At 68.0% G+C, this 26,117-nt stretch carries 26 protein-coding genes, 2 tRNA genes and 1 pseudogene; 11 read left to right on the top strand and 18 right to left on the bottom strand.

Going from position 1 to position 26,117, the window contains the following annotated elements:
• Positions 1–61: 61 nt before the first annotated feature.
• Both AC1DVU_RS09690 and AC1DVU_RS09685 read left to right on the top strand, forming a co-directional pair.
• Positions 62–397 (top strand): type II toxin-antitoxin system prevent-host-death family antitoxin, encoded by a 336-nt coding sequence (locus AC1DVU_RS09690; RefSeq protein WP_476922224.1) that lies wholly within the window; start codon positions 62–64, stop codon positions 395–397.
• Between the two features lie 38 nt (positions 398–435).
• The gene (locus AC1DVU_RS09685; protein ID WP_476922223.1) at positions 436–1,017 is read left to right on the top strand and encodes a type II toxin-antitoxin system RelE/ParE family toxin; all 582 of its coding nucleotides are present in this window, start codon (positions 436–438) and stop codon (positions 1,015–1,017) included.
• Positions 1,018–1,218: 201 nt separating this feature from the next.
• Here the strand turns inward: AC1DVU_RS09685 and AC1DVU_RS09680 are convergent, their stop codons facing one another.
• Positions 1,219–2,103: a glycoside hydrolase family 16 protein gene (locus AC1DVU_RS09680; RefSeq protein WP_476922222.1), complete on the bottom strand. Its 885-nt coding sequence runs from the start codon at positions 2,101–2,103 to the stop codon at positions 1,219–1,221.
• Between the two features lie 223 nt (positions 2,104–2,326).
• Here AC1DVU_RS09680 and AC1DVU_RS09675 point away from each other — a divergent pair, with 223 nt between their 5' ends.
• Both AC1DVU_RS09675 and AC1DVU_RS09670 read left to right on the top strand, forming a co-directional pair.
• A complete protein-coding gene (locus AC1DVU_RS09675; RefSeq protein WP_476922221.1) occupies positions 2,327–2,725 on the top strand; it encodes a helix-turn-helix transcriptional regulator in 399 nt (132 codons plus the stop codon).
• 16 nt (positions 2,726–2,741) lie between these two features.
• A pseudogene (locus tag AC1DVU_RS09670) lies at positions 2,742–3,752 on the top strand (tyrosine-type recombinase/integrase); the annotation flags it as partial.
• Here the strand turns inward: AC1DVU_RS09670 and AC1DVU_RS09665 are convergent.
• The 5 genes from AC1DVU_RS09665 to AC1DVU_RS09645 all read right to left on the bottom strand — a co-directional run bounded on the left by AC1DVU_RS09665 (position 3,708) and on the right by AC1DVU_RS09645 (position 6,517).
• Positions 3,708–3,965, bottom strand: coding sequence for a hypothetical protein (locus tag AC1DVU_RS09665; protein WP_476922220.1), 258 nt, complete (start codon positions 3,963–3,965; stop codon positions 3,708–3,710). The pseudogene AC1DVU_RS09670 and the gene AC1DVU_RS09665 overlap by 45 nt on opposite strands.
• Positions 3,965–4,040, bottom strand: a tRNA-Glu gene (locus AC1DVU_RS09660). Before AC1DVU_RS09660 ends, AC1DVU_RS09665 begins: the two co-directional genes overlap by 1 nt.
• Before the next feature lie 66 nt (positions 4,041–4,106).
• Positions 4,107–4,178 (bottom strand) — tRNA-Gln (locus AC1DVU_RS09655).
• A 76-nt stretch (positions 4,179–4,254) separates the two neighbouring features.
• On the bottom strand, positions 4,255–5,733 hold the full coding sequence (gene gltX / locus AC1DVU_RS09650; RefSeq protein WP_476922219.1) for a glutamate--tRNA ligase: 1,479 nt from the start codon (positions 5,731–5,733) through the stop codon (positions 4,255–4,257).
• A gap of 1 nt (position 5,734) precedes the next feature.
• Positions 5,735–6,517 (bottom strand): fumarylacetoacetate hydrolase family protein, encoded by a 783-nt coding sequence (locus tag AC1DVU_RS09645; RefSeq protein WP_476922218.1) that lies wholly within the window; start codon positions 6,515–6,517, stop codon positions 5,735–5,737.
• Between the two features lie 121 nt (positions 6,518–6,638).
• Here AC1DVU_RS09645 and AC1DVU_RS09640 point away from each other — a divergent pair, with 121 nt between their 5' ends.
• Entirely contained in the window at positions 6,639–7,658 is a 1,020-nt protein-coding gene (locus tag AC1DVU_RS09640) for a hypothetical protein (protein WP_476922217.1), read from the top strand.
• A 14-nt stretch (positions 7,659–7,672) separates the two neighbouring features.
• Here AC1DVU_RS09640 and AC1DVU_RS09635 read toward each other — a convergent pair whose 3' ends face one another.
• From AC1DVU_RS09635 to AC1DVU_RS09620, 4 genes are all read right to left on the bottom strand, one after another.
• On the bottom strand, positions 7,673–8,197 hold the full coding sequence (locus AC1DVU_RS09635; RefSeq protein ID WP_476922216.1) for a hypothetical protein: 525 nt from the start codon (positions 8,195–8,197) through the stop codon (positions 7,673–7,675).
• A gap of 24 nt (positions 8,198–8,221) precedes the next feature.
• Positions 8,222–8,986 (bottom strand): isoprenyl transferase, encoded by a 765-nt coding sequence (locus AC1DVU_RS09630; RefSeq protein ID WP_476922215.1) that lies wholly within the window; start codon positions 8,984–8,986, stop codon positions 8,222–8,224.
• Positions 8,987–8,988: 2 nt separating this feature from the next.
• A complete protein-coding gene (gene recO / locus AC1DVU_RS09625) occupies positions 8,989–9,717 on the bottom strand; it encodes a DNA repair protein RecO (RefSeq protein WP_476922214.1) in 729 nt (242 codons plus the stop codon).
• A gap of 62 nt (positions 9,718–9,779) precedes the next feature.
• The gene (locus tag AC1DVU_RS09620; RefSeq protein WP_476922213.1) at positions 9,780–10,787 is read right to left on the bottom strand and encodes an SGNH/GDSL hydrolase family protein; all 1,008 of its coding nucleotides are present in this window, start codon (positions 10,785–10,787) and stop codon (positions 9,780–9,782) included.
• Positions 10,788–10,929: 142 nt separating this feature from the next.
• On the opposite strand from AC1DVU_RS09620, the gene AC1DVU_RS09615 reads away from it, so the two are divergent.
• Entirely contained in the window at positions 10,930–11,334 is a 405-nt protein-coding gene (locus tag AC1DVU_RS09615) for a DUF3052 domain-containing protein (RefSeq protein WP_476922212.1), read from the top strand.
• Here AC1DVU_RS09615 and AC1DVU_RS09610 read toward each other — a convergent pair.
• Positions 11,331–11,768 carry a VOC family protein gene (locus AC1DVU_RS09610; RefSeq protein WP_476922211.1) on the bottom strand — a complete coding sequence of 146 codons (438 nt, stop codon included), beginning with the start codon at positions 11,766–11,768 and terminating at the stop codon, positions 11,331–11,333. The genes AC1DVU_RS09615 and AC1DVU_RS09610 overlap by 4 nt on opposite strands.
• 51 nt (positions 11,769–11,819) lie before the next feature.
• On the opposite strand from AC1DVU_RS09610, the gene AC1DVU_RS09605 reads away from it, so the two are divergent.
• Positions 11,820–12,485 carry a DUF429 domain-containing protein gene (locus AC1DVU_RS09605; RefSeq protein WP_476922210.1) on the top strand — a complete coding sequence of 222 codons (666 nt, stop codon included), beginning with the start codon at positions 11,820–11,822 and terminating at the stop codon, positions 12,483–12,485.
• Here the strand turns inward: AC1DVU_RS09605 and amaB are convergent.
• Together amaB and AC1DVU_RS09595 are read right to left on the bottom strand one after the other, a co-directional pair.
• Positions 12,482–13,987, bottom strand: coding sequence for an L-piperidine-6-carboxylate dehydrogenase (gene amaB, locus AC1DVU_RS09600; RefSeq protein ID WP_476922209.1), 1,506 nt, complete (start codon positions 13,985–13,987; stop codon positions 12,482–12,484). The genes AC1DVU_RS09605 and amaB overlap by 4 nt on opposite strands.
• A gap of 1 nt (position 13,988) precedes the next feature.
• Positions 13,989–15,071, bottom strand: a complete 1,083-nt coding sequence (locus tag AC1DVU_RS09595; RefSeq protein WP_476922208.1) for a saccharopine dehydrogenase family protein — start codon at positions 15,069–15,071, stop codon at positions 13,989–13,991.
• Between the two features lie 169 nt (positions 15,072–15,240).
• Here AC1DVU_RS09595 and AC1DVU_RS09590 point away from each other — a divergent pair, with 169 nt between their 5' ends.
• Entirely contained in the window at positions 15,241–16,431 is a 1,191-nt protein-coding gene (locus AC1DVU_RS09590; protein ID WP_476922207.1) for an MFS transporter, read from the top strand.
• Here the strand turns inward: AC1DVU_RS09590 and leuA are convergent.
• Positions 16,428–18,167: a 2-isopropylmalate synthase gene (gene leuA / locus AC1DVU_RS09585; RefSeq protein ID WP_476922206.1), complete on the bottom strand. Its 1,740-nt coding sequence runs from the start codon at positions 18,165–18,167 to the stop codon at positions 16,428–16,430. The genes AC1DVU_RS09590 and leuA overlap by 4 nt on opposite strands.
• Positions 18,168–18,308: 141 nt before the next feature.
• Here leuA and AC1DVU_RS09580 point away from each other — a divergent pair, with 141 nt between their 5' ends.
• Positions 18,309–19,307, top strand: a complete 999-nt coding sequence (locus AC1DVU_RS09580) for a glutathione S-transferase family protein (RefSeq protein WP_476922205.1) — start codon at positions 18,309–18,311, stop codon at positions 19,305–19,307.
• On the opposite strand, the gene AC1DVU_RS09575 is transcribed toward AC1DVU_RS09580, so the two are convergent.
• Genes AC1DVU_RS09575 through AC1DVU_RS09565 form a run of 3 tightly spaced genes read right to left on the bottom strand, consistent with a single transcriptional unit; the run spans position 19,284 to position 23,705 of the window.
• A complete protein-coding gene (locus AC1DVU_RS09575; RefSeq protein WP_476922204.1) occupies positions 19,284–21,527 on the bottom strand; it encodes a transglutaminase TgpA family protein in 2,244 nt (747 codons plus the stop codon). The two genes, AC1DVU_RS09580 and AC1DVU_RS09575, sit on opposite strands and share 24 nt — an antisense overlap.
• On the bottom strand, positions 21,499–22,761 hold the full coding sequence (locus AC1DVU_RS09570) for a DUF58 domain-containing protein (RefSeq protein ID WP_476922203.1): 1,263 nt from the start codon (positions 22,759–22,761) through the stop codon (positions 21,499–21,501). The genes AC1DVU_RS09575 and AC1DVU_RS09570 overlap by 29 nt, the downstream gene beginning before the upstream one ends.
• Positions 22,762–22,766: 5 nt before the next feature.
• Positions 22,767–23,705 (bottom strand): AAA family ATPase, encoded by a 939-nt coding sequence (locus tag AC1DVU_RS09565; RefSeq protein WP_476922202.1) that lies wholly within the window; start codon positions 23,703–23,705, stop codon positions 22,767–22,769.
• Between the two features lie 124 nt (positions 23,706–23,829).
• Here AC1DVU_RS09565 and AC1DVU_RS09560 point away from each other — a divergent pair, with 124 nt between their 5' ends.
• Both AC1DVU_RS09560 and AC1DVU_RS09555 read left to right on the top strand, forming a co-directional pair.
• Entirely contained in the window at positions 23,830–24,315 is a 486-nt protein-coding gene (locus AC1DVU_RS09560) for a flavodoxin family protein (protein WP_476922201.1), read from the top strand.
• Positions 24,316–24,374: 59 nt separating this feature from the next.
• Entirely contained in the window at positions 24,375–25,094 is a 720-nt protein-coding gene (locus tag AC1DVU_RS09555; RefSeq protein ID WP_476922200.1) for a hypothetical protein, read from the top strand.
• Between the two features lie 3 nt (positions 25,095–25,097).
• Here AC1DVU_RS09555 and AC1DVU_RS09550 read toward each other — a convergent pair whose 3' ends face one another.
• Complete coding sequence (locus AC1DVU_RS09550; RefSeq protein ID WP_476922199.1) at positions 25,098–26,117, bottom strand: PHP domain-containing protein; 1,020 nt, start codon at positions 26,115–26,117, stop codon at positions 25,098–25,100.

Raw genomic sequence — 26,117 nt, 5'->3', positions numbered from 1 at the left:
GCGCGTGAGGTTGCGTACCTTTAATCCTTGTTTTCTGGACAGTTTTCTGTACAGTTCTGGCATGACCATCTTCGCTGACGTGCACCCCGAGCGGACCCTGTCCGTCACCGCAGCCACCGGCCGCGGCGTCGCGGGCCTGGTCAAGGACGCCGAACGCGGTGAGGACATTATCGTCGAGCGCCACGGCCGAGCGGTCGCTGCGGTCATCTCCGTGGAGCACTTCGATGAGCTCCATCGTGTCCGGGCCGACCTGGCCGCCGCCGCCCTCGTGCTGGCGCGCGAGCTCACCGATACCGGCAACCGCATCGCCCTGAACGACGCCATCGCCGCCTTCGGGCTCGACCGGTCCGAACTCGAGGCCGAGCTCGACGCGGACATCGCCGCCGGCCGCGAGTGACCCACCACGACCACCCGGTCTCGGGCTGGCAGTAGTGCATGGCTGAGAAGCAGAAGCACCCTGATGTCCCAGGGTGCGTCGTGCGCCTGACCGACGATGCGGTCGAGGACCTGCAACAACTGTTCAAGGCTGACCCGCAGATCGTGCGCTGGGCTCTGAAGAAGATGATCCAGATTGAGCGCGACCCCAACGCCGGCGACCCTCTGCTGGGCGGACTAATCGGCTACCGCAAGATCACCGTCGGCGACCGTGACTGGCGCGTGGTGTGGCGCATCGAGCAGGACGAGGCCGGCGACTACCTAATTGAAGTGGCGGAGGTATGGGCGGTCGGGTACCGCAAGGACAGCGAGGTCTACGCAGAGATTAGGCAGCGCGTAGCCGACGCCGGCTCCTCGCCCAAGACCAAGGCACTCTCGGAGGTTCTGCAGCTCTTCGCCAAGCAGGCCCGTGACCTAACGGCGACACCAGAGCCAGACAAGCCCGAACCTGTCCCGAAGTGGTTGACCGACGCCCTGCTCTACGTGGTCAAGATCCCAGACTCCCGTGTCCAGGAGATGACTCTGGAGGAGGCCGAGAAGGCGTGGTCAGACCACATCTCAGGGCCGGGCACGAACGGCTAACTCCTGCGGTCTCTTACGTCGATGTTCTGGTCACCGATGCGCCCGCCAGCGGCGAATGATGCTGCATCGCCCGGGCGCGGGACGACCGTGGTGTGCGGGCGCGTCAGTGGAGGACGCGTGACAGGAGCCCCACGGCTCCCAGTGGACGAGATTGCCAGGCTCGGGGAGCCGTACGTTCCACGGCTCCCCGAGTTCTGACGGTCACTTCCAGACGCGCACGTAGTCGACCGCGGTGGTCGCCGGGAACGGCGTCGAGTCGGTCATCGCGTTCGTGCCCTGCCCCAGTGCCTGCGTCAGCGCCACCATGAACGGCTGGTCGAACGGCTTCGAGCCGTCGCTCAGCGTGTGCGACATGCAGGTCTGCCCGTCGTACGAGATCGTGATCGCAGTCGGCGTCCACTCCGCGACGTAGGAATGGAAGGCCGAGACGTCGGTGATCATGCAGTAGTTGTTCGTCACGGTCGTGTCGTCTGCGGTCGAGTTGTAATGCAGGTAGGGGATGACCCGGTCCGGGTATTGCGAGTAGAACTCGGCGATGTCGATCTCCCCCGAGCCGGGCCAGGCGCCGTACTTGTACGGGTCGACCGGCCACAGCCAGAGCGCGCTCTGCAGTCCGGCGACCTGTGCCGCGGGGAACTTCGCCCGGATCTCGAACCTGCCGTACGCCTGGGCGAACCGGCCATACGTGCTGACCATGCCGCTGGTGTACTGCGTCTGGTAGTTGCCGCCGGGCGACTGGCACTGGAAGCTGCTGGCCTCCCGCCGGGCGGTGAGGTAGAGCGAGCCCGCGGACACCGACACGTTGTTGGGGCTGTTGACGAAGCACTCCCCACCGTTCTGATAGCCGCTCGTGGACGTCTGTTGCACGATCCACTTGCTCGTGTCCAGTCTGTTGCCGTCGAAGGTGTCGACGAATGTGCACATCCATGGCGAGCCGTTGTCCTTGATGACGGTGGTCCCGCAGTTGGGTGCCGGCGGCGGCTTCGGCGCGGCCTCGGCCGGCGTGGCGGCGAGCAACGCGGTGACAGCGATCGCCGCGAACATCGCGGCTCCCGTCAGTCGTAGTTTTGTGAATTGACGATGCATCCCGAGTCTCCCTCTCGTTATGCCACGTAGGCTGCGGGCCCCCCGACCCATTCACCTCGGCGCGCCACGGACTCCCTTTGCCGTTGCTCGCGATGTCGATCCAGCGAAACCGCACCGGAGTGCAGCTCTCCCTCGATGGATGTCCACGCGGCTTCCGTGAATGCCAGCTCCCTCGTGACTTCCTGACAGTAGGACTATTTGCGTACGCATCGCAGGCAAATCGATGAGTCAGATTGTCTCCGATGGTCCGGAGTTGCCTGCGTCGATCTGGGCGAAATCCCCCAGCGGCGAGAAATCTGCCGTCATCTGGCCGCTCGCCGACGGCTTCTCGGCCTTCGGGACTATCAATCACCTCACCGAGGAGCACACCATGACAGAGCACATCACCCACGCCGTCGACACCGGTGACGAACTGCTGACCATCGACGAAGCCGCCGCCCTGGTACGCGCACCTGTGGCGACCCTGCGCTACTGGCGACACCTGGGCACCGGCCCACACAGCTTCCGCGTTGGCCGTGCCGTTCGCTACTGGCGCCGCGACGTGCTGGCCTGGCTGACCGAGCAAACAATCCACAGCGGGCCCCCGCGCCTTGATGCCCACCCGCTGACGCACCGAGACTGAGAGCAGGAGGCATTCCATGGCCAGCATCGAGAAGCGGACGAGGGACGGACGAACCGTCTGGCGCGCGCACTACCGCACGCCTGCTGGACACCAGCGAAACAAGACCTTCACCCGCAAGGTGGACGCCGAGAGGTTCCTCACCAGCGTCGAGAGCTCCAAGAACACCGGGGACTACATCGACCCGTCACTCGCCCGGGTGACCGTCGGTGACTGGGCCCAGACCTGGCTCGAAGGACAGAACCACGTCAAGCTCACGACGCTCAACCGCTACGAGGGTGCCGTGCGCAAGCACATCCTGCCGACCTGGGGCCACGTCCGGCTCTCGGCCGTCTCCCACTCCGACGTACAGGTGTGGGTGACCAGCCTGTCCAAGACCCAGTCACCGGCGTCGGTGCGCAAGATCCACCGCGTCCTGTCGCTGATCCTCGACATGGCGGTCAAGGATGGTCGACTCACCCGTAACGTCGCCGCCCAGGTCAACTTGCCACGGCCGGTCAGGCACGAGAAGCGTTACCTGACGCACACCCAGGTCGACGACCTGGCGTACGCCTGCGGCTACCCGGTCGAGGTCAGCAAGCACCGGGCCTTGGACGAGCGCACCAACGAGATGTATCGCCTTGTGGTGCTGTTCCTCGCCTACACAGGCGTGCGGTTCGGCGAGATGGCCGCACTACGAGTACGCCGACTCGACCTCAGCAAGCGTCGCGCGGTCATCGCAGAATCAGTCACTCCGGTCCAGGGCCACGGTCTCGTCTGGGGCGCACCGAAGTCCCATCGCCGACGCGAGGTGCCGATCCCCCGGTTCCTCCTCGACGGCCTCGCCCGGCACGTCGTCGGCAAGGCACCGGACGACCTCGTATTCGGGGGCATTCGCGGAGGCGAGGCCCTGCGGGTCAGCGTGTTTCGCAAGCCCTTCCGAGTGGCAGCGGAGGCCATCGGCATTCCTGATTTGCACCCGCACGAGCTCCGCCACACCGCCGCGTCACTGGCGATCGCGTCGGGCGCTGACGTCAAGGTCGTGCAGCAGATGCTCGGCCACGGCTCGGCGACGATGACCCTCGACACGTACGGACATCTGTTCGAGAACCGCCTCGACGAGGTTGCCGACGCGATGGATCTGGCTCGCACGACCGAGCGCGCTCAACCTGCTGTTGCCCGAGTGTTGCCCGAGCACCTTGTGGCACTGGATGAGGAAGGCCCCCTGACCAGCGTTTCCGCTGGTCAGGGGGCCTTTTTCCATGGTAGCCCCGACGGGATTCGAACCCGCGCTACCGCCTTGAGAGGGCGGCGTGCTAGGCCGCTACACAACGGGGCCATGGGTGGTCTTGCGACCGCACGAAACCCTACCAAAGCATGCTCGGGAGCCGCTCGGAGGGTTTCGCTGGGATACTAGGACTCGAACCTAGAATGGCGGTACCAGAAACCGCTGTGTTGCCAATTACACCATATCCCAATGGCTGCGGACGGGGTCCGAGCCGAGGTCACACTTTACCCGACCGGACCTCTCGCGCCCAAACCGGGACCACCCTTCACGACGCGATGACGGCCGAGAGCCGCGCCAGCGTGACGTCCCGTCCGAGCAGCTCGAGCGACTCGAACAGCGGCGGCGAGATCCGGCTGCCTGTGACCGCAACGCGTACGGGCCCGAATGCCAGTCGAGGCTTGAGTCCGAGGCCCTCGATGAGCGCTCCGCGCAGGGCCTCCTCGATCGACTCGGTCGACCAGTCCGTCACTCCCGAGAGCGCCTCATGTGCCGCGCGCACGACGCCGAGGCCTCCCTCGTCGAGGTTCTTCGCGCGGTCGGCCTCGTCGATCGAGAAGTCCGCGTCGGCGATGAACAAGAACCGCAGCATGTCGACGGCCTCGGTCAGCAATGTGATGCGCTCGTGGACGAGCGGCGTCGCCGCCTCGAGCGTCCGGAGCTGCTCGGCTGTCGGCTCGGCATCGATCAGGCCGGCGGCCTGGAAGTAGGGCACCAGGCGATCGCGCAGGTCGGACTCGGACAGCAGGCGTACGTGCGATCCGTTGATCGCCTCGCACTTCTTGATGTCGAACCGGGCTGGGTTGGGGTTGACCCGGCCGATCTCGAACGCCTCGACCATCTCCGGGATCGAGAAGATGTCGCGGTCCTCGGCGATCGACCAGCCCAGCAGGGCCATGTAGTTGAGCAGCCCCTCGGGCAGGAAGCCCTTGGGCTTGTAGTCGAGCAGGTTGGACTCGGGGTCACGCTTGGACAGCTTGCGGTTGCCCTCCCCCATCACGAACGGCAGGTGACCGAACTCGGGCGTGAACCCACCGCCGATGCCGATCTCCGCGAATGCCTCGTAGAGCGCGATCTGCCGCGGCGTCGAGCTCAGCAGGTCCTCGCCACGGAGCACGTGGGTGATGCCCATCATGGCGTCGTCCGTCGGGTTGGTCAGCGTGTAGAGCGGCTGGCCGTTGGCGCGTACGAGGACGTAGTCCTGCACGTTGGCCGAGTCGAAGGCGATCTCGCCGCGCACCAGGTCATTGAACGTGTAGGTGCGCTCGGGCATCTTGAACCGGATCACGGGCTCTCGGCCCTCGGCCTCGTACGCCGCGATCTGCTCGGGCGTGAGGTTGCGGTGCAGGCCGTCGTAGCCGCTGGGCTTGCCGGCTGCACGAGCCGCGTTGCGGCGCTCCTCGAGCTCCTCGGCCGTGTCGTAGGCCTTGTAGGCGAAGCCCGCGTCGAGCAACTGCTGGGCCACGTCGGCGTAGATGTCCATGCGCTCGGACTGGCGGTAGGGACCGTTGGGGCCGCCGACCTCGGGACCCTCGTCCCAGTCGAGGCCGAGCCAGCGCATGACGTCGATCAGGAGCTGGTAGGACTCCTCGTTGTCGCGGGACGTGTCGGTGTCCTCGATGCGGAAGACGAACCGGCCGCCGTGGTGACGGGCGAACGCCCAGCTGAACAGCGCCGTGCGCGCCATGCCGACGTGCGGGTTGCCGGTCGGCGAGGGGCAGAACCTGGCCACCACCGGACGTGTCATGTCACTGTTCACGGGAGACCACGCTGTTCGTCAGGGTGCCGATGCCTTCGATGGTCACGCTGACCTCGTCGCCGACCTCCATCGGGCCGACACCGTCGGGCGTACCGGTGAGGATCACGTCACCGGGCAGGAGCGTCATGAACGACGAGACGTACTCGATGATGTCGGGGACGGTGAACACCATGTCGGACGTGTTGCCGTCCTGCTTGACGTCGTCGCCGAGCCGGGTCGTGACCTGGACCTTCGAGGGATCGAAGTCGGTCTCGATCCACGGTCCGAGCGGGCAGAACGTGTCGAAGCCCTTGGCACGGGCCCACTGCCCGTCCTTGGCCTGCAGGTCGCGCGCCGTGACGTCGTTGCCGATCGTGTAGCCGAAGATCACCTTGGCGGCGTCCGCTGCGGAGATGTCGCGGCAGATCCGGCCGATCACGACGGCGAGCTCGCCCTCGAAGTGGACGTTCTCGCTCTGGTCGGGATAGAAGATCGGCTCGCCCGGCCCGATGACGCTCGTGTTGGGCTTGAGGAAGATCAGCGGCTCCTCGGGCACCTCGCCGCCCATCTCGGCGGCGTGCTTGGCGTAGTTCTTGCCGACGCACACGACCTTGCTGCGCGGGATCACCGGGGCCAGCAGACGTACGTCGGCGAGGGGGATCTTCTGGCCGCTGAGGTTGAGCCCCGCGTAGAGAGGATCGCCGTTCAGGACCGCGATGGTGGGGACACCGTTGTCGTCCCCGATGACTCCGAAGCGGGGATCGTCGTCCCCCGCGAACCTGGCAATGCGCATATGCGCCAGCCTAACGGCGACCGCGGCAACCCACGACGTCGGTCCTTGCCTGCAAATGCACCGCCCGCTAGCGTCTGCGGCACTGGTTCGCGCACACGCGGACTCCGGATTCGGGGGAATCATGACTGACCAACAGTTCGTCGCTGTCGGCGGCGCCATCGGGCCCGACGACCTGCACATCCCGGCCCAACCGGCCGAGCTCACGCAGGCACTCGAGCACATCAACGACCTGAGCGACCAGCTCGACAGCCTGCGGGCCTCGCTCGACAAGGCGGCCGGCGACGAGGACGTGCACGGCGAGACCGCGTTCGCGTTGCAACGCGTCGTGCGATTCAGCAAGTTCACAGCGCACCGCGACGCCGGGATGCTCAAGGAGCTGGCCGAGGCAGTGCAGCAGGAGATCAAGGTGCTGCACGACGTGCAGGGCGATGAGCTCCAACGGCTGCGCAGCCGCTGGGAGCAGGCGCGGCACGACCTCGTCATCGCGGCAAAGGGCGCCGACGAGCCCGGTCCGCAGCAGCTCGCCCATCGCCTCGACGCCGACATCACCGAGCCGTACGTTCCGCTGTTCCGCCGGCTCACCGGCAGGACACCCGAGCCCGGCGGTCCCGGCACTGCCCGCGCCATGCTGGACGGCTCACCCCTGGCCGAGGCGATCCACGAGTACCGCCGCGCCGTGCACGGCATCCTCGAGGAGTTCCAGGACGCGGTCCGCAGCGTGCGCGGCGTCGAGGACGACATCCGCGCCAACCTGCACTGGGAGAAGCGGCAGAAGGCGGACGATCCCGAGGAGAGCCAGGCAGGCGAGTCCCAGGCCGACAAGGATCCGGCCGGCATCTCCGGCCCGCGCGTGCTGCGTCGCATGCTCGACGCCTTGGAGGAAGGCGCAGGGTCCCTCGACAACCTCGTGCCGGCGCTCAAGGCGATCGATTCTGCGATCACGGCTGGCATGTTGCCCGATCACGACGATCAGCACCCGCAGGTGTTCCAGACCGAGTGGGAGAACCACTTCCAGCGCCGGATTCGTCGGATGCGCGTCGTCTCCAAGACGGCGGACAAGATGGCGACCGAGCTGAGGCGCCTCGACGCCGACACCGCGGCCCAGATCTTCAGTGACAACGGCGAGCCGGCAGGCGACTGAGCGAGTGCAGCGGCCTAGGGGGTGCCCGTCACGGGCTCGCCGTAGACCTTCGGCTTGATCTTGGCGATCGTGGCGACCTCCGATTCGGAGAACCTGTGGCACTCGCTCACGATCGTCAGCGGACGGATCGCGACGACTGAGTTGGGTGACACGACGTTGGGCTCGACCACGATCGCCAGGTCACCGACCTTGCCCTTGACCGTCGAGTCCCGCGCGATCGTGGCGACTGCGCCAGCATTGGACAGCGTCGCGCGAATCTTCGCAGCTGCCTTGGCGTTGTCCGCGAGCTCTGCCTGAAGCTCCCCTGACGCCACGTAGCGCTTGATGTCACGCCCGCCGTCGCATCCGACGAACTTGCCTTGGGCCAGCGGGAACTCCCCGTCGAGCTTCTTCGCGAGAGCCGGCAGCACCTTTGCCGCCAGATCGTCGACGGATGCCTTCACGTCTGAGGCCTTGGGGCCAGGGTCAGCTTCACCGCCGGACGAGCACCCGGCCATCAGCACCAGCGCCCCGAGAAGGCAGGCCAGGATCCCTCTCATGATCGCGACACCAGACGCTCTCCGTCAGGCGCTTCCGTAACGACGGTTGCGGGCGGCGTACTCCTCGATCGCCGCCCAGAGCGCACGGCGGTCGACGTCGGGCCAGGCGATGTCGGAGAACACCATTTCAGCGTACGCGGACTGCCACAACAGGAAGTTGCTGGTGCGCTGCTCCCCCGACGTGCGCCAGAACAGGTCGACGTCCTCCATGTCGGGCTCGTCGAGGTAGCGGGCGAACGTACGCTCGTTGACCTTGTCGGGGTTGACCCTGCCGGCAGCGACGTCACGCGCGAGTGCGGCCGCGGCGTCGGCGATCTCGGCCCGACCGCCGTAGTTGACGCACATCGTGAGGGTGAGGACGTCGTTGTGCTTGGTCATCTGCTCGGCGGTCTCGAGCTCCTTGATGACGCTGCGCCACAGGCGTGGGCGGCGGCCGGCCCAGCGCACGCGGACGCCGAGCTCGTGCATCTCGTCGCGCCGGCGACGGATGACATCGCGGTTGAAGCCCATGAGGAAGCGCACCTCGTCGGGCGAGCGCTTCCAGTTCTCGGTCGAGAACGCATAGGCCGAGACGGCCTTGACGCCGATCTCGATGGCGCCTTCGACGACGTCGAACAGCGCCGCCTCGCCCTTCTCGTGGCCGGCGGTGCGGGGCAGGCCCCGCTGCTTGGCCCAGCGGCCGTTGCCGTCCATGACGATCGCGACATGGCGTGGAACCTGGGCCAGGGGAATCGACGGCGGTTTCGCCCCGGAGGCGTGCGGAACCGGCTGACGTACGGAACGCTTCACGGCTACCGGTCCACGTGGCTCAGGGAGCGCAGACCGCGCTCGAGGTGCCACGAGAGGTAGGCGCTGACGATGCTGCTGGCCTCGCGTCGCGACCGGTCGTCCGACGTGCCGACGGTGGGCCAGTCGCCGCTCAACAGGCCCGCCAGCAGCGTGACGGTGAACGGCGAGGGCGCGGCGGAGCCGGCCACGCGGCAGTCGTCGCACAGCATGCCGCCCGACGCAGCGTGGAAGTTGCGGTGGGGCCCCTCGGCGGCACACCGGGCGCAGGTGTCGAACGTGGGCGCATATCCGGCGATCGACAGCGCGCGCAGCTGGTAGGAGTCGAGGATCAGGCTCGGCGTCATCCGGCCCTCGGTGAGCGCCCGGAGCGCCCCGACGAGCAGCTGGAGCTGCGGCACGGCGGGCTCGCCGTCCTCCTGCACGAGCCGCTCGGCGGTCTCGAGCATCGCGGTGCCGGCGGTGTATGCCGCGTAGTCGCCGCCGAGATCCTTGGCGAACGCGTTGATCGTCTCGACCTGCGTGATGATGTCGAGCGAGCGGCCCTCGGCGAGCTGGAGGTCGACGTGCATGAACGGCTCGAGCCGGCCACCGAAGCGTGACGTCGTCTTGCGGATGCCCTTGGCCGCGGCGCGCACGATGCCGCGGTCACGCGTCAGCAGCGTGATGATGCGGTCGGCTTCGCCGAGCTTGTGGACGCGCAGCACGATGCCGGCGTCACGGTAGAGGCTCACCTCTCCATTGTGCCGTGTGGGTGTGACGAACGGCCGGGTAACACTCCCGCCACACCGGCGTCCTACGACAGCGGGTGGGCCTTCGCCTGAGCCTCCGCGTACTGACGATCCACCCGGTCGATGCTGGCCCGACTGGTCAGATCGACACCCGCCCGCTTGGCGGCCGCGCGTACGTCCGGCGTGTGGAGGTTCGGGACGACGAACCGCTCGGGACGGATCGTGGCGTCCTTCGCCGCATACGTACGTTGTTGCGCGGCGAGCTCGTCGGTCGAGGCGACTGCCCGGGCGGTGACCGCCGCGTTGACGGCGACCGCAGCCCCGATCAGCTTGGCACCGACCAACGGCGTGTAACCGCCGGAGTGACCGAGCTTGTTGGGGTGGTACGACTCCGTGACCGGGTTGGACAAGCCGTTGAGCCATTCAGGGCTGTCGCAGACGGCATGACCGATGAAGGCGGTCACCGGACTCACGAAGGTGAACCCCTTCGCGGTGGCCGCCGCGGAGATCTTGGAGTTGATCAGGTCGGCGGTCGCATTGAGCCGCGACTCGTCGTCGGGTGAGAACCAGGTCAGCGCGTTGCAGTCCTCGCCGTTGAAGATTCGCGGATAGCCGACCGCCACGACCTTGGCGTTGGGCGCCTTGGCCTTGATGCTCGCGTACAGCGTCGACAGCGAGCCCGGCAGCGTGTTCTTGATGTAGTTCTGCGCCGTCGTCACCCTGCCGGCGCAGTTGCTGGCCCAGGCGGGCAGCGCGCACTCGGTGAGGACGTCGGCGAACCCGGCATCGTTGCCGCCGACCGAGATCGTGACGTACTTCGTGCTGGTCGACAGCGCGCTCAGCTGCCCGCTCGTGACATCGGAGACCTTCGCGCCCGAGCACGCCCGGAAGTTGAGGGCGTAGCCCTTCGCGGAGGCGATCAGGGACGGATAGGCGTAGACCGACCGCTGGCAGCTGGTGCCGTCGCTGATGTAGGTGCGGGTGCCGACCCCGGATGAGTACGAGTCACCGAGCGCGACGTAGGAAGCGGCGGCGGCACCTGCCCCCGGTTGCCAGATGACGGTCGGAATCACGACCAGAGCGACTGCAGCAAGACCTAGACGTCGAAACATGAATCGCAACCCCCCGATTGCCCACGATGTGACCTGCGTCACTCCGCACTCAACGTAGGGCATCGCGACGGGTCCGTCCAGAGCCACCGCTACTCTCAGGCTCATGGCGCAGGACTCTGGCTACTCCGGCACTCCACAGCTCAAGAAGCTCGGCATCAAGCCGGGCCTCCGGCTCGTGGTCATCGGCGCGGACGCTGACTGGGAGTTCGCCGAGCCCCTCGAGGACGTCGAGCAGGTGCCGAGCGGCCCGACCGACGTTGCGCTGGTGTTCGTACGCTCGGAGGCCGAGCTCGACGGCCTCGCGTCATGGGGCGAGTGGATCTTCCCCGCCGGCTCGCTGTGGATCGCGTGGCCGCGAAAGGCTGCCGGTCACGTCAGCGACGTGACCGAGAACGCGATTCGGGACGGCGCGCTCGAGCTCGGCATGGTCGATGTCAAGGTCGCGGCGATCGACACCGACTGGTCGGGCCTCAAGCTCATGTGGCGCAAGGAGAACCGCACACGCTAGTCGAGGCAGAACTCATTGCCCTCGGGGTCCTGCATCGTGATGAAGCCGAGCTCCATCGGCGGAGCGGGATCGACCCGGTAGGCGCGTGTGGCGCCGAGCGCCTCGAGCCTGGTCGCCTCGGCCTCGAACAGCTCCATCCGCTCGTCGCCGGTCTTGCCGGGCGCCACGCGTACGTCGAGGTGGACGCGGTTCTTGACCGTCTTGCCCTCGGGCACACGCTGGAAGAACACCCGGGGGCCGTCGCCGTCGACGGGTCTGATCGCAGACCTGGAGTTCCACTGGTCCTCGGGCACGCCGAACGCCTTGAGGGCGTCGGGCCAGGTCTCGTACCCCTCGGGCGGCGCCTCGACCCGGTAGCCGAGCACTTCGGCCCAGAACTCGGCCAGCGCAGCCGGGTCGGCGCAGTCGAACGTCACCTGGATTTCTTTCGCCATGGCCCCACTCTCCCGTGTGGCACTGACAGTTGCCAGTGCAAGGATCGACGCATGACGGTGCTGGGCGTGGACGGATGCCCCGTCGGCTGGGTCGGCGTCGCGTGGGGCGAAGACGTCACGACGTTCGTCGCCCTCGACATCGAACAACTGGTTCGTCAGGCGATGAGCCGCTTCACGATCGAGGTGGTCGCGATCGACACACCCATCGCCTTGTCGTCCGACGGCGACCGGGCCCCAGAGGCGTACGCGCGCAGGCGCCTGCCCGGCCGGACGTCGACCGTCTTCAGCTCACCGGCGCTGAGCGCGCTGCGTGCCGAGACGTACGCCGAGGCCAACGCCGCCAACCGGGCTGCGTTCGGCAAGGGCCTCAGCCGGCAGGCGTTCAGCATCCTGCCCAAGATCGCCGACGTGCACGACTGGCTGGCGACGGGTCCTGCCGTGCCGGTCGTCGAGGTGCATCCCGAGGTGTGCTTCGCCACGATGAACGGCGCCGTGGTGCTGGAGCCCAAGCGGACGCCCGCAGGCGCCGCCATCCGCCGTCGGCTCCTGGAGCAGGAAGGCCTGGTCGTGCCGATGCCGCGCGTGCGCGGAGCGGCACCCGACGACGTCCTCGACGCGGCGGCAGCTGCCTGGACCGCGCGGCGGTTCGCCGACGGCGTGGCCGAGCGCCTGCCGCCGGAGCCACGCGATCAGGTGGCCCCGGCGATCTGGGCCTAGACGAACTCGACGCCCTGTGCCAGCGGGAGCTCGGTGGAGTAGTTGACCGTGTTGGTCGACCGGCGCATGTACGCACGCCAGGCGTCGGAGCCCGATTCGCGGCCGCCGCCGGTCTCCTTCTCGCCGCCGAACGCTCCACCGATCTCGGCGCCCGAGGGGCCGATGTTGACGTTGGCGATGCCGCAGTCCGAGCCGACGACTGACACGAACGTCTCGGCCTCGCGCACGTCGAGCGTGAAGATCGACGATGACAGGCCCTGGGCGACCTCGTTGTGCATCGTCAGGGCGTCGTCGAAGTCGGTGTAGGTCAGGACGTAGAGCAGCGGTGCGAACGTCTCGGTCTTGACGATCTCGGTCTGCTTGGGCATGTCGATGATCGCCGGGTGGACGTAGTGACCGTCACCCTCGACGTCGGCAGCCGTGCCGCCGGTGACGAGGTCGCCACCATCGGCCTTGGCCTGCTCGACGGCGGCGCCGAACGCGTCGAACGCCGGCTTGTCGACGAGCGGTCCCACCAACGTCGAAGCCTCGAGCGGGGAGCCGATCGGCAGCGTCTCGTATGCGGCCTTGAGGCGTGCCACGAGATCATCCTTGATCGACTCGTGCACGATGATGCGCCGCAGCGAGGTGCAGCGCTGACCGGCCGTGCCGACGGCGGAGAACACGATGCCGCGCACCGCGAGGTCGAGGTCGGCCGACGGCGCCACGATCGCGGCGTTGTTGCCGCCGAGCTCCAGGAGCGTACGTCCGAGACGGGCCGCGACCCGCGGGGCGACCTGCTTGCCCATGCGGGTCGAGCCGGTCGCCGACACCAGCGGGACGCGCGGGTCGTCGACCAGGACCTCGCCGATCCGGTAGTCGCCCAGCAGCACCGCCGACAGCCCCTCGGGCACACCGGCACGACGAGCGGCCTCAGCAGCCAGCGCCTGGCAGCCGAGCGCCGTCAGGAGCGTCTTCTCCGATGGCTTCCACACGACCGCGTCGCCGCAGACGAATGCGAGCGCGGCGTTCCAGGACCAGACCGCGACCGGGAAGTTGAACGCCGAGATGACACCGACGACACCCAGCGGGTGCCACTGCTCCATCATGCGGTGGCCCGGACGCTCGGTGGCGATCGTCAGGCCGTGCAGCTGGCGCGACAGGCCGACGGCCAGGTCGCAGATGTCGATCATCTCCTGGACCTCACCGAGGCCCTCCGAGACGATCTTGCCGGCCTCGATCGAGACGAGGGCGCCGAGATCGTCCTTGTGCTCACGCAGCAGCTCACCGAGCTCGCGGACGAACTGTCCACGTACGGGCGCGGGCACGCTGCGCCACTGCTCGAACGCCGACTGCGCGCGGCCGATGACGTCGGCGGCCTCGTCGGCGGTGTGCGAGCGGAGCCGGCCGATCTCGGCGCCGTCGATCGGCGACCGGCAGACCAGGTCGCCGTCAGCGACGAACGGGTTGCCCGCACCAAGGCGGTCGAGGATGTCCTGCGTACGAATGGCGATGTCGGTCATGTCAGACCTCTCCCTGCTCGGCGAAGTGGCGCCCGGCCTGTGTCGAGAACAGCTGCTCGAGCGTGATGTCTTCCTGCTTGATGAATCCAGTGTGTGGCAGCGTGCCATTGGCTACGAGCTCGACGACGCTCACGGCAGAGGCCGCGGTGGTCCACGAGATCGCGCGCCACATGCGGCCGGAGATGTTGAGCGGCTTGTAGGCGCGCACGTGGTTCTCGCGGAACGGGTGACCGTCCTTGACGCCTTCGACCGCGGCGTGGATGAACACGACGTCGTCGCTGACGGGTGGCTTGGAGTCGACCAGCATCTTGCCGACCAGCTCGCGCTGCTCGCGCAGGTTGAGCTCGTCGAACAGGAAGTGCATCTGGTCGAAGTGGCCGGGATAGCGCAGCGTCTTGTAGTCGAGGCGGTGCACGCGGCCCTCGTACGTCTCACACATCGTGCCGAGCCCGCCGGACGTCAGCGCGGCCTCGAGCTCGATGCCGCCGATGAAGACCCGCTCCTTCTCGGTCATCGCCGGCACCATCTGGCGGTTGCCGGAACGGAGCACCTCGCAGTCGTTGAGGTACTCGTTGACGACGCCCTCCGGCGACCAGTTGATGGCGTAGCCGAGCAGACCCGTCGGGTTCTGCGGCAGCGCGCCGACTTTGAGCTCGATCGAACGGATCTCGTCGAAGGTCTTGGCGATCGAGGCACCGATGATGCCGATCAGCCCGGGAGCCAGGCCGCACTGCGGAGCGAATGCCGCACCCGGGCGCTCCGACGCGAGCTCGATGACGCGGTTCGTCGTCGGGACGTCCTCGGTCAGGTCGAAGTAGTGCGTGCCGGCGTCGTACGCAGCCTCGGCCACGTCGATGTTGAGGTGATAGGGCAGGCACGAGACAACCGCGTCGACGCCGCGCAGCGATTCGCGCAGCCCGGCGGTGTCCTGGACGTCAAGGGGCTTGACCTCGAAGCCGAGGTCGTCACGGGGGGCTGAGTCGTAGCCGACGACCTTGAACCCCGACTCCCCCAGCATGACGGCGACGAGCTCGCCGACCTTGCCGAGTCCGAACACCGCGACCTGGTTGATGATGCGCGCCACGAATCCTCCTCATGACCGGGGTGGATCTCACCCGCGGTACGACATGCGCCGATGGTGGTCGACGTCCCCTCGAGCGTATCGCGAACGAGGAGCATTTACTGTACCGGCCGGTGCAGTGATCCGTGTTACGTCGGGAAGCCGCGGCCGACCCTGCTGGTTGACTTCGGTCATGGCATCCCTCAGCGGCGGGCGCGCGTTCGCGGCCCTCGCTTTCACGTTCGCAGTCACGATGATGGGCACGACGCTGCCCACCCCGATGTACGTCATCTACCAGGAGCGATTCGGCTTCTCGATCACGATGTCGACGGTGATCTTCGCGATGTACGCCTTCGGGGTCCTCGCGGCGCTGCTCGCGTTCGGCCGGTGGTCCGACACGCTGGGCCGCCGCCCGCTCCTGCTCGCCGGCCTCGCAGCGGCCATCACCAGCGACGTCGTCTTCCTGATCGCCGAGAACACCGGCACGCTGCTCGTCGGTCGTGTCCTGTCGGGCCTCTCCGCCGGCATCTTCGTTGGCACGGCGACCGCGGCTGTGGTCGAGGCTGCCCCGACAGCGTGGCGGTCGCGCGCAGCCCTGATCGCGACCGCGGCGAACATCGGCGGGCTCGGCCTCGGGCCCCTCGTCGCGGGCGCCCTCGTCGACTGGCTGCCGTGGGACGTGCACCTGGCCTTCATCGTGCATCTCGTGCTGTCGCTCGTGGCCGTCGCGCTGGTGTGGGGCGTCGCCGAGACCGTCGACGTGGTGCCCGGATCCCGCCCGGCCTTTCAGCGCCTCGCCGTGCCGGCCAGAGTCCGTACGACCTTCATCGGCGCCGGCATCGCGAGCTTCGCAGGGTTCGCCGTGATGGGCCTGTTCGTCGCGGTCTCGCCGCGGTTCGTGGCCCAGGCGCTCGCCGACCCGAGCCCCGCCTTCGAAGGGCTGGTCGTGTTCAGCGTCTTCGGCGCGTCCGTCGTGGCACAAGTCGTGCTGAAGAAGGCGCCGACGACGCTCGCCCTCAACGCCGGGTGCGCCCTGCTGGTCGCCGGCATGCTGCTCCTCGTGTGGGGCCTGCAGGCACAGTCGGTCCCGCTGATCGTCCTTGCCGCGGTGACCGCGGGCGTCGGTCAGGGTCTCTCGTTCAGCAAGGGGCTGGCCGCCGTGCTCGCCAAGGTCGATCTGCACGAGCGCGCGGGCGTGACGTCGGCGTTCTTCGTCGTCGCCTACATCGCGATCTCGTTGCCGGTCATCGGCGAGGGCATGGCCGCGCAGCAATGGGGCCTGACGCCGGCTGGCACCTCGTTCTCGGCCGGCGTGGCCGGGCTCGCGGCGCTGGCCCTGATCACTCTCGTGATCGACCAGCGCCGCGACGCGGCTGTTTCCTAGCCCGGGATCGTCTGCGCGGCAGCGCGGTTGGCGGCCGAGACGACCGCCCGCAGCGACGCCGTGACGATGTTGGCGTGGATGCCGACACCCCACACGGTCTCGCCGGCGACGTCGCACTCGACGTAGGCGGCGGCCCGCGTCGTGGCACCCTCGGTGCGCGGAGCCAGGGCGTGCTCGGAGTAGTCGAGCAGGCTGATGTCGGCGCCGGCCTGCCGCAGGCTGTCGACGAATGCGGCGACGGGGCCGTTGCCCGCACCCTTGAACTCCTGGACCTCACCGCGTACGCGCAGCTCGACGACCTGCTGGTCACTGCCGTCGGTTGCGGTCACCGAGCTGTAGCTCTCCAGGAGGTAGGGGTCCTCGACCTCGAGGTACTCGCGCTCGAACGCCGCCCAGATCGCGTCCGGCTCGATCTCGCCGGCCTCGCCTTCAGTGAGCTGCTGCACGACCTGGCTGAACTCGATCTGCAGCCGGCGCGGCAGGTCGAGCTGGTGGTCGTTCTTGAGGATGTAGGCGAYGCCRCCCTTGCCCGACTGGCTGTTSACGCGGATGACGGCCTCGTACGTACGACCGACGTCCTTGGGGTCGATCGGCAGGTAGGGCACCTCCCACGTGACCTCGTCGACGGGCCGACCGGCATCCGCGGCGTCCTTGGCCAGCGCCTCCAGGCCCTTCTTGATCGCGTCCTGGTGTGAGCCGCTGAACGCGGTGTAGACCAGGTCGCCGCCGTAGGGGTGACGCTCCGGCACCGGCAGCTCGTTGCAGTACTCCACCGTGCGACGGATCGCGTCGATGTCGTGGAAGTCGATCTGCGGGTCGATGCCCTGGCTGAACAGGTTGAGCCCCAGCGTCACCAGGCAGACGTTGCCGGTGCGCTCACCGTTGCCGAACAGGCAGCCCTCGATGCGGTCCGCGCCGGCCATGTAGCCCAGCTCGGCCGCGGCGACGCCGGTGCCTCGGTCGTTGTGCGGGTGCAGCGACAAGACGATGCTGTCGCGCCGCGGCAGGTGCCGGTTCATCCACTCGATCGAGTCGGCGTAGACGTTGGGCGTGGCCATCTCGACCGTGGCCGGCAGGTTGATGATCAGCGGCCAGTCGGGCGTCGGGTCGATGACCTCGATGACCCGGCTGCAGACCTCGAGCGCGTAGTCGAGCTCGGTGCCGGTGTAGGACTCCGGCGAGTACTCGTAGGAGATCTTGGTGTCGGGCGTGTGGATCTCGGCGTACTTCATGCACAGCCGAGCGCCCTGCGTCGCGATGTCGGTGATGCCGTCCTTGTCGAGCCCGAAGACGACGCGCCGCTGCAACGTGGAGGTCGAGTTGTAGAAGTGCACGATCGCCTGCTTGGCGCCGACCAGTGACTCGAAGGTCCGGTCGATCAGGGGCTCTCGGCACTGCGTCAGCACCTGGATCACGACGTCGTCGGGGATGTGGTCGCCCTCGATCAGTTGGCGTACGAAGTCGTAGTCGGTCTGGCTCGCGCTGGGGAAGCCGACTTCGATCTCCTTGTAGCCCATGCTCACGAGCAGCTGGAACATCGCCAGCTTGCGAGCGGGGGTCATCGGGTCGATCAGGGCCTGGTTGCCGTCGCGGAGGTCGACCGCGCACCAGCGCGGGGCCTGCGTGATGGTCTTGCCCGGCCACGTACGGTCGGGCAGCTCGATCGGCACGAACGGCTTGTAGCGCTGATGCGGCATGCCGCTGGGCTGCTGCGGGGTGTTGGGGTAGGTCGTCATCGGGATCCTCGGGGTGTTTGTCTGGCTGGTGAGCGGCCGGTACGTGACAAACTCCGCGCCGAGGGGTCCGACCTAGAGGACCTCGACGCGGCAGAGAAGGAGCAGGCTCTTGATCCGCATGGTGCTGGGTACTTTATCAGCATGACCAGCGACACGGCCAAGGGTTCCTACGTCGAGCACGGCAAGGCCTTCGAACGGGACATGAAGTACATCCCCGACCGGATCACCCGAGACGGCCGCGATGGCTGGCCCGTCGAGGCTGGGCGCTATCGCTTGATCGTCGCTCGCGCGTGCCCGTGGGCCAATCGGTCGATCATCGTGCGCCGGCTGCTGGGCCTCGAGGACGCCATCTCGATCGGCTACTGCGGGCCGACCCATGACGAGCGCAGCTGGACGTTCGACCTCGATCCTGGCGGCGTCGATCCGGTGCTGGGGATCGAGCGGCTGCAGCAGGCGTACTTCAAGCGCTTTCCTGGCTACCCGCGGGGCATCACGGTCCCCGCCATCGTCGATGTGCCGACCGGCCATGTCGTGACGAACGACTTCCCGTGGATCACGCACGACTTCGCCACCGAGTGGACCGAGTTCCACCGCGAGGGTGCCCCCGATCTCTGGCCCGAGGACCTTCGCGACGAGATGGACGAGGTCATGCAGCGGATCTTCACCGAGGTCAACAACGGCGTCTACCGCTGTGGGTTCGCGGGCTCACAGGAGACGTACGACGAGGCGTACGACCGGCTGTTCACGGCGCTCGACTGGCTCGAGGAGCGACTCACGTCCCGCCGGTTCCTCATGGGAGCGACGATCACCGAAGCCGACGTACGCCTGTTCACCACGCTGGCGCGGTTCGACGCGGTCTATCACGGACACTTCAAGTGCAACCGGCAGAAGCTCACCGAGATGCCGGCCCTGTGGGCGTACGCCCGCGACCTGTTCCAGACACCCGGCTTCGGCGAGACGATCGACTTCGAGCAGATCAAGCAGCACTACTACCTCGTCCACGCCGACATCAATCCCACGGGGATCGTGCCCAAGGGACCCGATCCCGACGTCTGGCTGACGCCACACGGGCGCGAGGAACTGGGCGGCAGCCCGTTCGGCAACGGGACCGCACCCCTACCCGAGCGTCGCGGCAGCTGACGGGAGTGGACCACTCGGCGCGTACGCCCGGCGGCCCGCGAGGGACCGGGGCAACGCGATCGCTCGCCAGCGTTCCCGCCGTGAAGCTCCTGCCGAGAACGACGCGATGACCGCTCGCAGGTCGTCGAGGCCGTCACCGTCGTGGATGGCCGTACGGGCGAACCGCGCCCGCTCGACCCGCTTGAGCAGCCGGTTGAGTGCCTCGCGATCGATGCCCTCCCTCGTGCCGAGGCGCGTCGCGAAGCCACGCGGCGTGTCGGTCGGCGAGAACGGGAGGCCGAAGTCGCGCGCGGTGTCCTCGAGCTCGCGCCACAACGGGTCGACCGACGAGCCGGCCCGGCTGAACCGCCAGCGGCGACGCGCCCACCGCAGGAGTGCCGGCACCCCCACGAGCACGATCAGCACGGCGAACGTGATGAGCGCCGTACGAGGGGCGGTCTGCGACGCCTTCGAGGTGGAGCTCGCGGTGCTGTCGATCGGGTTGTTCTCTTCGCGCACGGACGGGGTGTTGGCACCGGGCGACCGGCCCTCATCGGTGTTGGACGACGGCGAGCCCGGCTCGGCGAACGACGTGGCCGACCCGACACCCGGAGTCGGCTCGAAGCTGACCCACCCCACGCCCTCGAAGTAGATCTCGGTCCATGCGTGCAGGTCGTCGGACGTCGCCTCGTACTGGTTCTGGCCGTCCTTGACGCCGACGACGTTTCCCGGCGCGTAGCCGACCGCGATGCGCGACGGAATGCCGAGTGTCCTGGCCATGACGGCCATCGCCGAGGAGAAGTGCACGCAGTAGCCGGACTTCTTCTTGAGGAACTTCGCGATCACCTGGATGCCGTTGCCGTCGTATCCGTCAGCGACCGGCGCCGTCTCGGAGTAGGCGAAGGACCCGTCGTTGCGGAGGTAGTCCTGCAGTGCGATGACCTGGTCGTACTCGTTCGTGGAGTCCTCGGTCACGCGGCGGGCCGTGTTCTCGATGATCGACGGCATCTTGTCCGGGAGCTCGGTCTCCTGCCTGAGCACGATGCCGACGTTGGTCGTCACGGCCCGCATCTGGGTGGCCGTCGGCTGGATGTCGAGACTCGTGACCGAGTACTTCTGTCCCCGCGTGTCGTCGTCGGGCGAGGACATCGTGAGGCCGAAGTGCTCCGGCAGCCACTCCCCCTCGAGCCCCGTGACCTTCTCCATCGGATAGGGCACGGGCAACATCGTGGTGCGCAGCTGACGGATCGTGATGGTCGTCGACTCCCTCTCGACCTTGATGTCGGGGTCGACCGCCTCCGCCCCTTCGTCGACGTCGAACTGCTGGCTGGATCCCGGCTTCCACGTCTTGCCGGTGAAGTCCCGCAGCGTCGCGACCTTGAGGTAGGGCGCCTGGGGCAGGCCCGTCGTATAGGTCAGCGCTGTCGTGGTGCCATTGCGGCGCAGGTTCTGGCCGAGCTCCAGCATGGGGTTGATGCCACGGCCGAACACCGCTGGCGGCGGCTTGCCCCACGACGTGGCCACCGCGCTGACGTCGGGCGACACGAGGGGGAACGCGACCGACGCGGCGAGCGCTGCGACGGCGAGGACCAGGGCGGGGCCGCGCTGCCGGCGGGCAAGAGCGCCGCCCAGGGCAGTCCTGGACCGCAGGATCACGAGCCACAGCGCGGCGATGACGACGAAGAGCCACACGGACGGCGTGTCGCCGGAGATCAGCGCCGGCGTCACGAAGACCGAGAGCAGCAGCAGGCCGATCGCCGACGCCGCCCGGCGGCGCTCGAGCAGGACGTCGGCGACGATGACCAGCAGGCCGAACGAGCTGGCCACGACGAGCACGACCGGCTTCGCGGCGGCCACGGGAGCCTGCTCCTCGATGATGATCTCGTGCGCATCCGACGCCAGGCGGCCCAGCTCGCGGAACGTGTCGAACGTCGGGAGGATGCCGATCAACGTGTCCGGCACGAAGATCCAGGCAAGGGCGAGCAGCTCGACCACGATCGCGATCGGAGCGACCCATCGGAGCCCGACGGCTCGCAGGACGGCGCAGGCCAGCCCCGTCAGCGTGGCCACGAGGATCGTCGTGATCCACCAGTCGTTGCCGGCGATGACGCTGCGGAAGCCCGAGAGCAGCAGCGCGAACGCCACGCCGATGATGATGTGGTCGAACCACGTGTCCCGCGCCGTGCGGGCGGTGACACGCTGCGTCGATGCCTCAGCCCGCAGCATGCGTACGCGCTCCATCGAACTCGGTCCACAGGTCGCTGATGTCGTCGTTGGGGTGGTAGGTCACGAGTCGCCAGCGAGCATCTTCGAGCACTCCCCGCGCTTCGGCCGATGTGTTGGCGGCGACCAGCGCCATCACGGCACGAGACGTGGACATCAGATGGGCCCAGTGGTGGGCCCGCTCGACGCTCACCCGCCCCAGCACCATGAACACGGCACGTTCGGGCGCCACGTGCCGGTCGTTGTCGTGCTCCTCGGGCTCGATCACCGCAAGGTCGACCATGGCGTCCTCGAGGGTGTCCTGGCCGTCGGCGATGAAGCGCTCGATCCCGGTCCCGTTGGACTGGAGCACCACGACGTATCCCGCCTTGACCAGGTGTGAGGTGATCGAGGAGGTTGCGGCGACGCACCACTCGAAGACGGACGAGTACTCCCACTCACCCTGACGATCCTTCGCAGTGCCCTGGCTGATCGGTTCGCAGTCAAGGACGACAGCAGCGCGCGGCGTGAGCTGCTGCTCCTCCTGGCGCACCATCAGCTCGCCGCGATGAGCCGTGGCCTTCCAGTGCAGTCGCTTCATCGCATCGCCGGGCAGGTAGGTGCGCGCGATGACATCGTCCTCGCCGAGGCCGACGTGCTGCGGCGCGGGACGGGTCGCGCCGTCCTCACTCGTGCCGCGCGGGGCGATGGGCCGCAGCTCGTAGCGGCGCGGCAGGACCGTCAACATCTCGGGGCTGCCGAACTTGTGCCGGCGGAAGACCAGGCCGAAAGGATCCAGGACGTTGACCCGCAGCGGCCCGATCGGATGGCGACCACGCCGCAGGCCCTGCAACGCGTACGTGAAGGAGACCCGCGAGTCGGTGCCATGACTCCCACCGAGCGCCGGGAGGATCCCGGAGGCGTCACCGGAGATGCCGTGCGGCAGGTCGTCGGACCACCGGGCCTCGAGGCACGGCAGCACCGAGAGGTTGGTGATGCGCAGCGTGGCGTGGGACATCTGCCCCGGCGGAACGATCTGCGGCGTGAACGAGCGCTCGATGCGTACGCGGGAATGGCCGGCGAAGACGAAGATCGCGGAGAACAGCACCAGCGCGAGCAACAGGCCCGTGACGTAGAGGAGAGCCGGCAGGGACATGACCGGGGCGGCGACGAAGCTGATGACGCCCGTGATGAGGAACCCGACACCACGCCGGGTCAGCACAACCGAGCTCGCGGCCCGCCGAAGGCGGCCGGCGGAGCTGTCGGTCGACATGGTGGTCAGCTCGGCTGGACGGCGCCGGCCGGGACCGGCGTCTCGGCGACGATGCGTTCGACGACGTCCTCGACGCTCGCCGCGCCGCGCATCGGGATCAATCGGTGGGGCAGCACGACGGATACGAGTGCGTCGATGTCGTCGGGCAGGACGAAGTCACGGCCCTGGACGGCCGCGCGCGCCTTGGCGGCACGGACCAGCTGGAGCGTGGCTCGCGGGCTGGCGCCCAGTCGCAGGTCAGCATCGACACGCGTCGCCTGAGCGATGTCGACGGCGTACTGCTCGACGGCCGGGGAGACATAGATCGCCCTGGCCGCGGCGATCATGGCCTGCACGTCCTCGATCGAGGCGACGGACTCGAGATCGTCGAACGGGTTCTCGGCATCGCGGCCCTGCAGCATCGCGAGCTCAGCGGCCGAGTCGGGGTAACCCATCGAGATGCGCGCCATGAAGCGGTCGCGCTGGGCCTCGGGCAGGGCGTACGTGCCCTCCATCTCGTAGGGGTTCTGCGTCGCGACGACCGTGAACGGGCTCGCCAGCACGTATGTCGTGCCGTCGACCGTGACCTGCCGCTCCTCCATCGCCTCGAGCAGCGCCGACTGGGTCTTGGGCGAGGCGCGGTTGATCTCGTCGCCGATCACGATGTTGGCGAAGACGGCTCCGGGCTTGAACTCGAACTCGCGGTCGGCCTGGTTGTAGACCGACACGCCCGTGATGTCGGACGGCAACAGGTCGGGCGTGAACTGGATGCGTCGCACCGAGCAGCTGACGGAACGCCCCAGGGCCTTCGCGAGAACCGTCTTGCCGACTCCCGGAACATCCTCGATCAGGAGGTGTCCTTCAGCGAGAAATACGACCAGGGCGGCCTCTGCGGCCTCGGGCTTGCCGTCGATGACCTTCTCGATGTTCGCGAGAATGGCCCGAGCAGCTGTCTCGAACTCCATATGTGATGGTAAGCACATCGGGTCAAATGCGCACCGGACACGGTTGAACATTCACCCGCAGTTTCCCGCTGGAATGACGGTCCGGCCCCGGACTCGGCGGGACGTCGCTGGCTAGCCTTATCCAATGCCGCGCCTGCTGATCGTTCACCACTCCCCAACGCCGAATCTGCAGCGGATCACCGACGCCGTCGTCGCCGGCGCGTCGGACGACGCGATCGAGGGAGTGGAGGTCGTCGTACGCCCGGCACTGGAGGCCAACGCCGCGGACGTACTGGCTGCCGACGGCTACCTGCTCGGGACCTCGGCAAATTTCGGCTACATGAGCGGCGCGCTCAAGCACTTCTTCGACACGATCTTCCTCGAGGCGGGCGGATCGCTCGCCGAGGACGGGTCCGCGGGCAAGGGCGCGGGCGGCAAGAAGCCGTACGGGATGTGGGTGCACGGCCGCTACGACACGACGGGCGCCGTGCGCTCGGTGCAGAGCATCGTGCAGGCGTTGTCGTGGACGCAGTCGGCGGAGGTTCTCGAGATCATGGGCGACGTCACCGACGCCGATCTCGACGCGGCCCGTGACCTCGGCGGGACCCTGGCCGCTCTGCTGATGGACTGACCCTCGCGTTCCTTGGCGCGCGGGTGCAGAATCAGGGTGCTGACTCGAGGGGAGCAACCATGACCATGCCCGACGCACTGCCCACCCTGTCCGCGGGATCCCACGATGCCGATCACGGTGAGGCGTGCGTGATGGAGTACGTCTCGCTGCTCGCCGGCGAGGAGTGGAGCGATCGCCCGGAGTGCACGCACCCGATGTTGGCGCATGAGGCGCGTACGGCGAACGACCTGCTGCGCGACAGCGACCGTCCGCGGCTGGTGCCGTTGATTGGCCGACTGTTCGGCACGACCGAGGACTCCCCCGAGCTGCGCGCCAGGCTGCGCCTCGCCCAGGCGCGTCACGTCATGGCGTTGCTCGAGCCGGCCGCGCGAAACCGCGTCGTGGGTGCGATCGAGGAGGCCGAGGCGTGGCTGAACCGGACCGGCGACTCGGCGGACGTGCACCGGGCGATCGACGAGGCCCTTGCCTACCCACGGAGCACCGGCGACCTGGACGCCGCGCACACGACCTTCCACCTCAACGCCTCGCGGGTGTTCGCGTTCGTCATGACGCCTGAGCTCGAGCCCGCCGAGGCGTACGCCGCCAAGTCGCTCGTCGTCGCGCACCTGGTCGCCGCCTCTGGCGAGTGTCGCGCCGACTGCGGCAGCGAGCCGGCCCGGRCTCGACGCATGGTGAAGGATCTGGCCGGCCTGATCGACGTGTACGACGAGGTGACCGGTCGCACCGCGCGAGAAGTGTCGCCGGACGAGATCCGGGAGCTCGCCGACAGCCTGGGCTGACGCTCAGCGCTTGGCGTTGGACCACTCGAGCAGGCGCTCGACCGGCCACGTCGTGACGATGCGTGACGCCGGCACCTTGTTGGCCGACGCTCGCTCAGCCCCGTAGTCGAGGAAGTCGAGCTGTCCCGGCGCGTGCGCGTCGGTGTTGATCGCGAACAGGCAGCCATAGTCGAGCGCCACCTGGATCAGTTTGCTGGGAGGGTCGCGCCGCTCCGGCCGCGAGTTGATCTCCACGGCGACATCGAACTTCTCACAGGCGGCGAACACGATCTCAGGGTCGAACCGGGACTGGTCCCGCCCACCGCGCGACCCCGCGACGAGCCGCCCGGTGCAGTGACCGAGGACGTTGGTGTGCGGGTTCGCGATCGCGTTGACCATACGGCGCGTCATCAGGTCGCGGTCCATCTTGAGCTTGGAGTGCACGCTGGCGACGACGACGTCGAGACGCCCCAGCATCTCGTCGGTCTGGTCCAGCTCGCCGTCGTCGAGGATGTCGACCTCGATGCCGCTGAGCAGCCGGAGGTTGTCGTGCTCGGCATCGACCTCCGCGATGACGTCGAGCTGCTCTGCGAGCCGTTCGGCGGACAACCCGTTGGCGATCGTGAGGCGCGGCGAGTGGTCCGTCATGACCTGGTACTCCCGCCCGCGCCACACCGCCGCACGCGCCATCTCCTGGATCGAGGAGCCACCGTCGGACCAGTTGGAGTGGCTGTGCAGGTCGCCGCGCAGCTTGGCCCGCAGCTTCGCGCCGCCTGCGGCAAGCGGTGTGGCGCCACGCTCGCGCAGATCCGTGAGGTACGCCGGCACCTCGCCGGCCACCGCCTCGGCGATGATGCCGAACGTACGGTCGCCGATGCCCTTCAGCCGCTTGAGGCTGCCGTCGTCGACCTGTCTCTTGAGCTCGTCCGGCGAGAGGTGGTCGATCGCCGCAGCAGCCTTGCGGAACGCCTCGACCCTGTAGGTCTTGGCGAGCTCACGCTCGAGCCAGAACCCGATCTCCTTGAGCGCCTCGACTGCGTCCAT

The organism is Aeromicrobium sp. P2_G6, from assembly GCF_056403535.1.
The sequence above is the reverse complement of the archived record's forward strand: the minus strand, read 5'-3'. Positions and strand labels throughout refer to the sequence as shown.

Bases quoted from the DNA above. Each gene is read 5' to 3' on its own strand.
- AC1DVU_RS09685 (WP_476922223.1), top strand. From the start codon at position 436: ATGGCTGAGAAGCAGAAGCACCCTGATGTCCCAGGGTGCGTCGTGCGC.
- AC1DVU_RS09570 (WP_476922203.1), bottom strand. From the start codon at position 22,761: ATGTCGACCGACAGCTCCGCCGGCCGCCTTCGGCGGGCCGCGAGCTCG.
- AC1DVU_RS09580 (WP_476922205.1), top strand. From the start codon at position 18,309: ATGACCAGCGACACGGCCAAGGGTTCCTACGTCGAGCACGGCAAGGCC.
- AC1DVU_RS09615 (WP_476922212.1), top strand. From the start codon at position 10,930: ATGGCGCAGGACTCTGGCTACTCCGGCACTCCACAGCTCAAGAAGCTC.
- AC1DVU_RS09605 (WP_476922210.1), top strand. From the start codon at position 11,820: ATGACGGTGCTGGGCGTGGACGGATGCCCCGTCGGCTGGGTCGGCGTC.
- AC1DVU_RS09665 (WP_476922220.1), bottom strand. From the start codon at position 3,965: ATGGAAAAAGGCCCCCTGACCAGCGGAAACGCTGGTCAGGGGGCCTTC.
- amaB (WP_476922209.1), bottom strand. From the start codon at position 13,987: ATGACCGACATCGCCATTCGTACGCAGGACATCCTCGACCGCCTTGGT.
- gltX (WP_476922219.1), bottom strand. From the start codon at position 5,733: ATGACACGTCCGGTGGTGGCCAGGTTCTGCCCCTCGCCGACCGGCAAC.
- AC1DVU_RS09640 (WP_476922217.1), top strand. From the start codon at position 6,639: ATGACTGACCAACAGTTCGTCGCTGTCGGCGGCGCCATCGGGCCCGAC.
- AC1DVU_RS09550 (WP_476922199.1), bottom strand. From the start codon at position 26,117: ATGGACGCAGTCGAGGCGCTCAAGGAGATCGGGTTCTGGCTCGAGCGT.
- AC1DVU_RS09680 (WP_476922222.1), bottom strand. From the start codon at position 2,103: ATGCATCGTCAATTCACAAAACTACGACTGACGGGAGCCGCGATGTTC.
- AC1DVU_RS09565 (WP_476922202.1), bottom strand. From the start codon at position 23,705: ATGGAGTTCGAGACAGCTGCTCGGGCCATTCTCGCGAACATCGAGAAG.
- AC1DVU_RS09690 (WP_476922224.1), top strand. From the start codon at position 62: ATGACCATCTTCGCTGACGTGCACCCCGAGCGGACCCTGTCCGTCACC.
- AC1DVU_RS09590 (WP_476922207.1), top strand. From the start codon at position 15,241: ATGGCATCCCTCAGCGGCGGGCGCGCGTTCGCGGCCCTCGCTTTCACG.
- AC1DVU_RS09645 (WP_476922218.1), bottom strand. From the start codon at position 6,517: ATGCGCATTGCCAGGTTCGCGGGGGACGACGATCCCCGCTTCGGAGTC.
- AC1DVU_RS09575 (WP_476922204.1), bottom strand. From the start codon at position 21,527: ATGGAGCGCGTACGCATGCTGCGGGCTGAGGCATCGACGCAGCGTGTC.
- AC1DVU_RS09610 (WP_476922211.1), bottom strand. From the start codon at position 11,768: ATGGCGAAAGAAATCCAGGTGACGTTCGACTGCGCCGACCCGGCTGCG.
- AC1DVU_RS09635 (WP_476922216.1), bottom strand. From the start codon at position 8,197: ATGAGAGGGATCCTGGCCTGCCTTCTCGGGGCGCTGGTGCTGATGGCC.
- AC1DVU_RS09675 (WP_476922221.1), top strand. From the start codon at position 2,327: ATGAGTCAGATTGTCTCCGATGGTCCGGAGTTGCCTGCGTCGATCTGG.
- AC1DVU_RS09560 (WP_476922201.1), top strand. From the start codon at position 23,830: ATGCCGCGCCTGCTGATCGTTCACCACTCCCCAACGCCGAATCTGCAG.